The 7,008-nt window shown below is 76.4% G+C and carries 4 protein-coding genes and 1 pseudogene; 1 reads left to right on the top strand and 4 read right to left on the bottom strand.

All coding sequences use genetic code 11. The features are described from left to right. Positions 1-269 precede the first annotated feature (269 nt). The 4 genes from ACWGKU_RS38855 to ACWGKU_RS38840 form a co-directional block, all read right to left on the bottom strand. Entirely contained in the window at positions 270-2,471 is a 2,202-nt protein-coding gene (locus ACWGKU_RS38855) for an FUSC family protein (RefSeq protein ID WP_452180868.1), read from the bottom strand. 9 nt (positions 2,472-2,480) lie between these two features. Continuing rightward, positions 2,481-3,737, bottom strand: coding sequence for an HTTM domain-containing protein (locus ACWGKU_RS38850; RefSeq protein ID WP_452180867.1), 1,257 nt, complete (start codon positions 3,735-3,737; stop codon positions 2,481-2,483). Continuing rightward, on the bottom strand, positions 3,734-4,396 hold the full coding sequence (locus tag ACWGKU_RS38845; RefSeq protein ID WP_401054642.1) for a DUF5819 family protein: 663 nt from the start codon (positions 4,394-4,396) through the stop codon (positions 3,734-3,736). The genes ACWGKU_RS38850 and ACWGKU_RS38845 overlap by 4 nt, the downstream gene beginning before the upstream one ends. Before the next feature lie 97 nt (positions 4,397-4,493). Continuing rightward, on the bottom strand, positions 4,494-5,711 hold the full coding sequence (locus ACWGKU_RS38840) for a rhodanese-like domain-containing protein (RefSeq protein WP_452180866.1): 1,218 nt from the start codon (positions 5,709-5,711) through the stop codon (positions 4,494-4,496). Between the two features lie 278 nt (positions 5,712-5,989). Here ACWGKU_RS38840 and ACWGKU_RS38835 point away from each other — a divergent pair. Next, positions 5,990-7,008 (top strand): annotated as a pseudogene (locus ACWGKU_RS38835) (hypothetical protein); the annotation flags it as partial.

The raw sequence follows: 7,008 nt of genomic DNA, 5'->3' as shown, positions 1-7,008 counted from the left end.
ACCCCAACCCCCACCCCCACCCCCACCGAGAGGAGCACCCCCACCCCCCAGCGCGAAAGGTGCCCCACCCCCCAGCGCGAAAGGTGCCCCACCCCCAGCGCGAAAGGTGCCCCACCCCCAGCGCGAAAGGTGCCCCTCCCTCCCCAGCGAGAGGGACGCGCTGCGGAAGGGGGCGGCGCAGGGGGTGGGTGCGGAGAGGGGCGTGACGGGTGATTTTCAGACTGCCAACGGTCTCAACGCCCCACCCCTCGGAGTGGGCAGTCTGAAAATCATCCAGCCCCCGGAGCACCCACCCCCGGAGCCGCCCCCGGCCCCCCACCCTCCCGAGAGCCACCCTCCCGAGAGCCCCCCTCCCGAGAGCCCTCCCCCGCAGAAGACCCCCGCAGAGCCCGCTCCAAATCCCGCAAAGCCTGCCCCACCAACCGGGTCCCCGCCCTCACCACATCCCGCTGCACCCCCGCCGGCGCCCCCGCCAGCCCCTCCTCCAACCACACCTGGGCGTCCCGCACCGCCCCGAACTCCACCGTCCGCCCCGTCAGCATCGCCCCCGCCGCGAGCGCCGTCGCCAGCCGCAGCTCCTCCGCGTACGCCCCCGCCCCCGGCACCGGCTCCGCGTCCCCCGCCGGCAGGTGGGCCTCCAGCAGCACGGCCGCCCGCCCGAGGGCCCCGACCGCCGCCCGGGCCCGGTCGATCTGGCGCCGGCTCACTCCGGCCAGCCCGGATTCGTGCCGCCCCGGTTCGGCGTCGGCCCGCTGCATCGCCTGGAACAGTTCGGAGCGCGCCTCCCGGGAGTCCAGCAGCGCGCTGCGCACCACCCGTCCGCGCGGCGCCGCCGGCTCCTCGTAGCAGGCGATCACCGCCGCCGCGTACCGTCCGGCGGCCGCCAGCCATTCGGCGAGCCGTTCGCCGAGCCGGGCGGTCTGCCAGGTCGGGAAGAGCGCGTACGTGACGAGTGCGATCGATCCGCCGAGCAGGGTGAGCCCGACCCGTTCGAAGGCTGTCACCAGCGGGTTGCCCTCCTGGAGTCCGAGCAGGAACACCACGTACGTGGAGATCCCGACCGTGGTGAGCGCGTACCCGGTGCGGAACGCCAGGTACGACCCGCCGATGCAGATCACCGCCAGCGCGGCCAGCACCCATTGCCCGGGGTGGGCGAGCTGCACCACGAGCGTCGAGACGGCGACTCCGACCACCGTTCCGGCCAGCCGGGCGACGCCCCGGCTGTAGGTCTGGGCGAAGTCCGGCCGCATCACCATCGCGGCGGTCATCGGCGCCCAGTACCCGTGGTGGAATCCGGCGAGCCGGGCCAGCAGGTAGGCGACGGTGACCACGCCGGCGAGCCGGACGGCGTGCTGGAAGATCGCCGAGCGCGGGTGCAGCTGCCGCCGCACGGCCCGTGCCGCGACCGGCAGCATCCGGGCGATGGTGGGCTTGCGCAGCGCCCCGCCGGCCCCGACGACGGGGGTGGTGATGGTGTCCTCGTCGTTGCGGTCCAGGGTGTCCGCGGCCTTCCGCAGCAGCCCGCCGAGCCGCCGGGCGGAGCGCCGGGCCGCGCCCTGGAGCCGCGGCCCGTCGTCGGAGCCGACCAGGGTGAGCGACGGCGCGGAGCGGGGGAGCCGGACGGGGTCGCCGGTGCGGATCGCCCGGGCGAGGGCGTCCATGACCTCGGCGGCGGCGGCCAGCACTTCCCGGGCCCGGTCCCGTCCCGGCCCTTCTTCGGGGGCGCCCACCTTGGGGTCGGCGAGTGCGGCGAGGGTGGGCCGGATGCGCTCGGCGATGCCGCGCAGTCCGCGCAGCTCGGGTGGCCGGTGGCGGTCCTGCCAGGGGGTGAGGGCGGCGGCGTGGCGGGCCGTCATGAACGGCTCCGGGTCGACGTGCGCGGTCGGGTCCTGTCGCAACCGGCGTGCGTAGTCGGCGAGTTCGGCGTAGGTGTCGGCGAGGGCCTCCCGTTGGGCGGTCCAGCTGCCGATCGGCCAGACGGTGATGACGGTGGCCTGGGCGACTCCGCCCAGGGCGGCGACGAGCCCGTGGCCGAGCGCGGTGACCGTGCTGACCGGGAGTTGTACGACGATCAGCATCACCGAGACGGTGTTGGTGGCGACCACTCCGGCGGTGGGCCCGATCGCCCAGGCCAGTCCGGCGCCGAAGGCCCACACCGCGAGCAGCACCGGGAACAGCCCGGGGACGCCGGCGGCCAGGTAGCCGAGGAAGGTGCTGATGCCGAGTCCGGCCCCGGCGGCGACGGCGAGGCTGGCCCGGGGCCGGAAGCTGCGCTGGAAGGTGGCCGAGCCGGCGATGAACGCGCCCATCGCGGCCGAGGTGGCGAGCGCGACCCCGCCGAGCGCGAGGGTGGGGAAGAGCACCAGCGCCACCGCGACGGCCCCGCGCACCGCCCGCTTGGGGTCGGTGAGCGCCCGGTCCAGGGTGAGCCCGGTCCGCGCGGTGTCACGAAGTGCGGCGAACCAGGACATAGCGACATCCTAGGCCGGATACCTCCGCCGGATCCGGCTCAGCCGCGCCGCCGCCCACAGCAGTGCCCCGGTCGGCAGGAACACCGCGTCCGCCGCGATCATCGCGAGCGAGAAGACCGGCAGCCCGAGCACGACCGCGATCCCCGCGTGCTCCAGCATCATGACGGCCAGCAGGCCGTTCTTGACCCGCCGGTCGAGCAGCGTGAACGGGAACGCCACCTGGAGGATCACGGTGCCGTAGGAGATCAGGAAGACCGGCAGCAGCGCCGAGCCGACCAGCGCGGACAGCCCCGGCCAGGGCGTGAAGTAGTCCAGGTGCAGCGGGTAGTACAGCGCGGTGCCGTCCTGCCAGCGCGAGCCCTGCACCTTGTACCAGCCGGCCGTGGCGTAGATCAGCACCACTTCGACGGCGATCACCAGCATCCCGCAGTTGTGCACCATGTTCGCCAGCGCGTCGAGCACCGCCCGCGGCTCGCCGTCGGGCCGCAGCCGGCCGAGCGTCCACCAGAGCCCGGCCGCCGTCCAGAGCGCCCAGAACAACGGCGACCAGCCGAGGTACGGGAAGGCCCGGTCGGTCCAGGTCAGGGTGTCCCCGGCGAAGCCGCCGAACTGACAGGCCGCCAGGACGGCTCCGAGCACCGCCCAGAGCACCACCCCGGTCCGCCCGGGTCCTCGGCGCCGGGCGTCCAGCGACCAGACCTCGGCGCAGCGGGTGAAGACCAGGTAGACCGCCATCAGGTGGACGACGTTGTCACCGCCGTCGCCGAGGAAGACGTCGCGGTTCTGCAGGGACAGCACGGTGACCAGGAACAGCACCGTGCTCGCCCTGGTCCGCCAGCCCAGCAGTACGGCCAGGGCGGCCAGCACGGCCAGGTGGTAGACCAGCTCGGACCAGAGCCGGCCGCCGAACCAGGGCAGCACGGTGAAGGCCCCGTTGTCGGCCAGCAGCTGGTCGGCCAGCTCCGCCGACCAGGGGGAGAGGTCGCCGTACAGCACCCGCCGGTGCGGCCACTCGCGCAGCAGGTAGGCCAGCCAGACCAGTCCGAAGCCGATCCGCACCACCGCCGCCTGGTGGCGGCCGAGCGCCCGTCCGGTGAACGCCTCGGCGGCCCGCCCGAGCGGTGCCCGCGGCCCGCGTGCCGTCCCCGCCGCCCCGGACTCCACCGGCCGCGCGGCCCCGGTCTGCCGGGGCACCCCGCCGTCCGGCCCGGCCCCGCCCGGTGCCGCCCCGCCCGGTGCCGTGGCCCGCACCGTCGCCTCGTTCATCCGAGCAGCCCCCGGTAGTCCTCGTCCGTCACCGGCCACCACGGCAGCTCCCGCACCCGGGGCGCCGCCGGCGCGGGCTCGCCGCTCCAGGACGGCGGCGGGACGGTGGCCGCGGTCGACCGGAACTGGATCTCCACGATCCGCCCCCCGTCCGCCTCCCGGCCGATCCGCTGCAGGGCGATCCGCTTGAGGTACTGCTCGGCGAGCCTGCCGCGCGGGGAGGCCGGGGTCTCGTCCTGCGGGTTGTGCGAGCCGTCGTAGAAGTCCCAGGCCCGGCGCAGCAGGTTCTGCTCGACGTGGCTGGGCGCCGGGTTGCCCCGTATCGCGGCGACGTCCTGGGCGGTCAACCCGATCCAGTCGTGGGTGCGGGTGGACCCGTCGGGCGCGGCGGTGCGGATCCGGGCGTCCACGCTCACGTTCTGCTGGAGCGGGTTGGGCGCGAACAGCTTCCAGTTCTGCTCGAACTCCGGGTACACCACGCCGTCGAGTTCGTCCCGGTACTGCCGGGACACCGAGTTGGCGGGCGCGACGTGCAGGAACACCGCGGCGAGGAACAGCCCGGTGCCGCCGGCCAGCACCGACCCGGCGAAGCCGAGGACCAGCTGCGCGGGCCTGGACCAGGTCCTCCCGGCAGCCGGCCGGTCCGTCGTCTCGGTCATGGCCTCCCCGACCGGTCGGCGGGCGCCACCGGCCCGGTGCCGGCGCGCTCGCGCGCGCCCATCCTGCCGCACGGCACGGGCGGCGGGTGCCGGGCCGTCAGAGGACGAAGGCCTCCTGGCCGGTGCTGCTCACCATCGGACGGCCCGCACCCTGCCAGGCGTGCATCCCGCCGTCCACGTTCACCGCGTCCCGGCCCTGCTGGACCAGGTACTGGACGACCTGAGCGGAGCGGCCGCCGACCCGGCAGAGCACGTACAGCTTCTCCTCCGGCAGCTCGCCGAGGCGGGCGATCACCTCGCCGATCGGGATGTGCAGCGCGCCGTCGACGTGGCCGGCGTCCCACTCGTCCTGCTCGCGCACGTCCAGCAGGGCGGCGTCGGCGGGCACGGCGGCGGCGTCGGCGGAGGGGATCTGCGGGAACATCGTGTGGCTCTCCTGGGATTCGCGGGGATGCGTGTCATTGTCGCCCACCGGCGCCGTGCCGCGGCCGCCGGAGGCCGTACCGTCCGCCGAAGCCGGGCCGCCGAGCAGCCGTTCCAGCTCGGTCCGCCGTTCGGCGGCCTTGGCCAGCAGTTCCTCGGCGAGCTGTTCCAGCAGCCGGTCCGGGTCCTGCGGGGCCAGGGCGAGCAGCTGGCCCATCGGGGTCTGCTCCAGCCGGACCTGCTCGGTGGCGGTCTCGGTGATCTTGGCGGTCAGCCAGTCCAGCCGGCGGCGCAGCCAGTCCGCGCGGTCGGGCGCGTCGACGGCGGGCGCGGCCTGCGGCGCGGTGGACCACTCGGCGGCCAGGGCCCCCAGAGCGGTCGCGTCCCCGTACGCGTAGGCCTCGTTGACCCGGGCCAGGAAGGCGGCCCGGCGCTGCTGCTCGGCCGGGTCGGTGGTCAGGTCGGGGTGGGCGCGGCGGACCAGCTCGCGGTAGATCCGCTGGGCGTCCTTGCCGGGCCGCACCCGCTCCGGTGCGGCGGGCGGCGGGGCCGCCTCCCCGTCCTGGCCGGACTGCTCCCGCACCGAGTCGAAGAGCGCGTCCAGGTCCGGCAGGTCCTCGACCTGTTGCCGTGCCTCGGCGGCCCGGCGCAGGTCCTCCGGCCTGCCGGTGCGGGCCGCGACGGCCTCGGCGACCAGCGCGTCCAGTTCGTCCAGCCGGGCGTACAGCGGGCCGAGCAGCTGGTGGTGGATCAGCGCGAAGTTGTCGATCTCGACCCGCAGCGTCTGGACGTCCACGTCCATGCTGAGCCAGGCGAGCTCGGCGGCGGCGACCCGCTCCTCCAGTGCCTGCTGCTCCGGGTCCGTCCAGCGGGCGGGGCTCTGCGCGCTCACTTGTCGCCTCTGTCTCGTCCGGCCGGCTGCGTCCTGCGGACCACCCGTACGGGCGGTCCGGCCTGCCACCCTACCGCCGTGGTCGCGGGCCCCGTCCGGGTGAACCGGGGGCACGAACCGGCGCGCGGCACACGACACGCAACCGATCCTGAGGAATCTCCCCGTTTCGGTGTCGAGCCCGGCCCGGTCCGTGCTTCGCTGGTATCCGCACAGCGTGCCTTCCTCCGGAGCGACGGCCGCCCCCGGGCGCGGCGGCCAGGCGGGAGCAGAGCGAATCCATGGTGGCCGAGTCCAACTCCACACCGCGGCCGGCGGGCGACGGAACCGCGCCGGGCGACCACCCGACGGGTGTGGCCGCCCTGGTCCGGCTCGTCCCCGTCCTGGTCGACCGGTCCGGCCGGATCGCCCAGTGGGGCCGGGCCGCCGAGGAACTCTTCGGCCACCGCGCCGAGGTCGCCCACGACCGCCCGGCCTCCGGCCTGCTGCCCGCCCTGGAACCCCGGGCGCGCGAACGCTGCTCCGTCCGCCGCCCCTGCGACGCGTTCGACACCCTCGCCGAGCGGACCGCCGACGGCCGCCCCTGGGCCGGCCGGTTGACCGTCACCGACCGCGAGGAGCACCAGCGCGACGTGCTCTGGTGGGCCTACCCGCTGCCCGGCCCGGCCGGCGGACTGCTGGCGCTGGCCGCCGACGCCCGCCCGCTGCGCTCCGCCGGGCCGCGGCTCGCGCTCGGCGAGCGGCTGCTCCCCTTCGCCGCCGCGCCCGGCGCCCGGGGCGGCTTCCACACCCTGACCGCGGCGCTCACCCCGGCCGCTCGGCCGGTGCCCGAGCCACTGGCCCGGCTGCTGCCCGCCGGCCACCGCGCAGCGCTGCTGGCCGCGCTGGACCGGGGCGGACTGCCCGCCCTGCGGCTGGACCCGGCCACCGTGCTGCCGGTGCTGCCCGCCGACGCGCAGACCGGTACGGCGCACGCGGCCGCCGGCCTCGGCCGCCGCTACCCGACGCCCCAGCAGCGCGCCGCCCGGGTCGGCCCGCCGCCGCAGCCCGAACAGGGCGCGCCCGGCCGCCGGCCGCCCGGCCCGCTGCCCGTCCAGCGCGAGGCCGCCGAACGCCCCGCCGCCCCGGCCGCCGTCCCCTCCGCCGTCCGGCCGGTGGCCGCCGTCGCGGGCGCCGCGGCGGGCGGCGGCCCGGCCGTTCCAACCCCCCCCCCCCCCGGGGGGGGGCCCCCCCCCCCCCGAAGCCGCCCCCCCCAACGACCACCCCCCCGCGGACCACCCCCCACCCCCACAACCAGGAC

This window comes from Kitasatospora sp. NPDC054768, assembly GCF_053612025.1.
The sequence above is the reverse complement of the archived record's forward strand: the minus strand, read 5'-3'. Positions and strand labels throughout refer to the sequence as shown.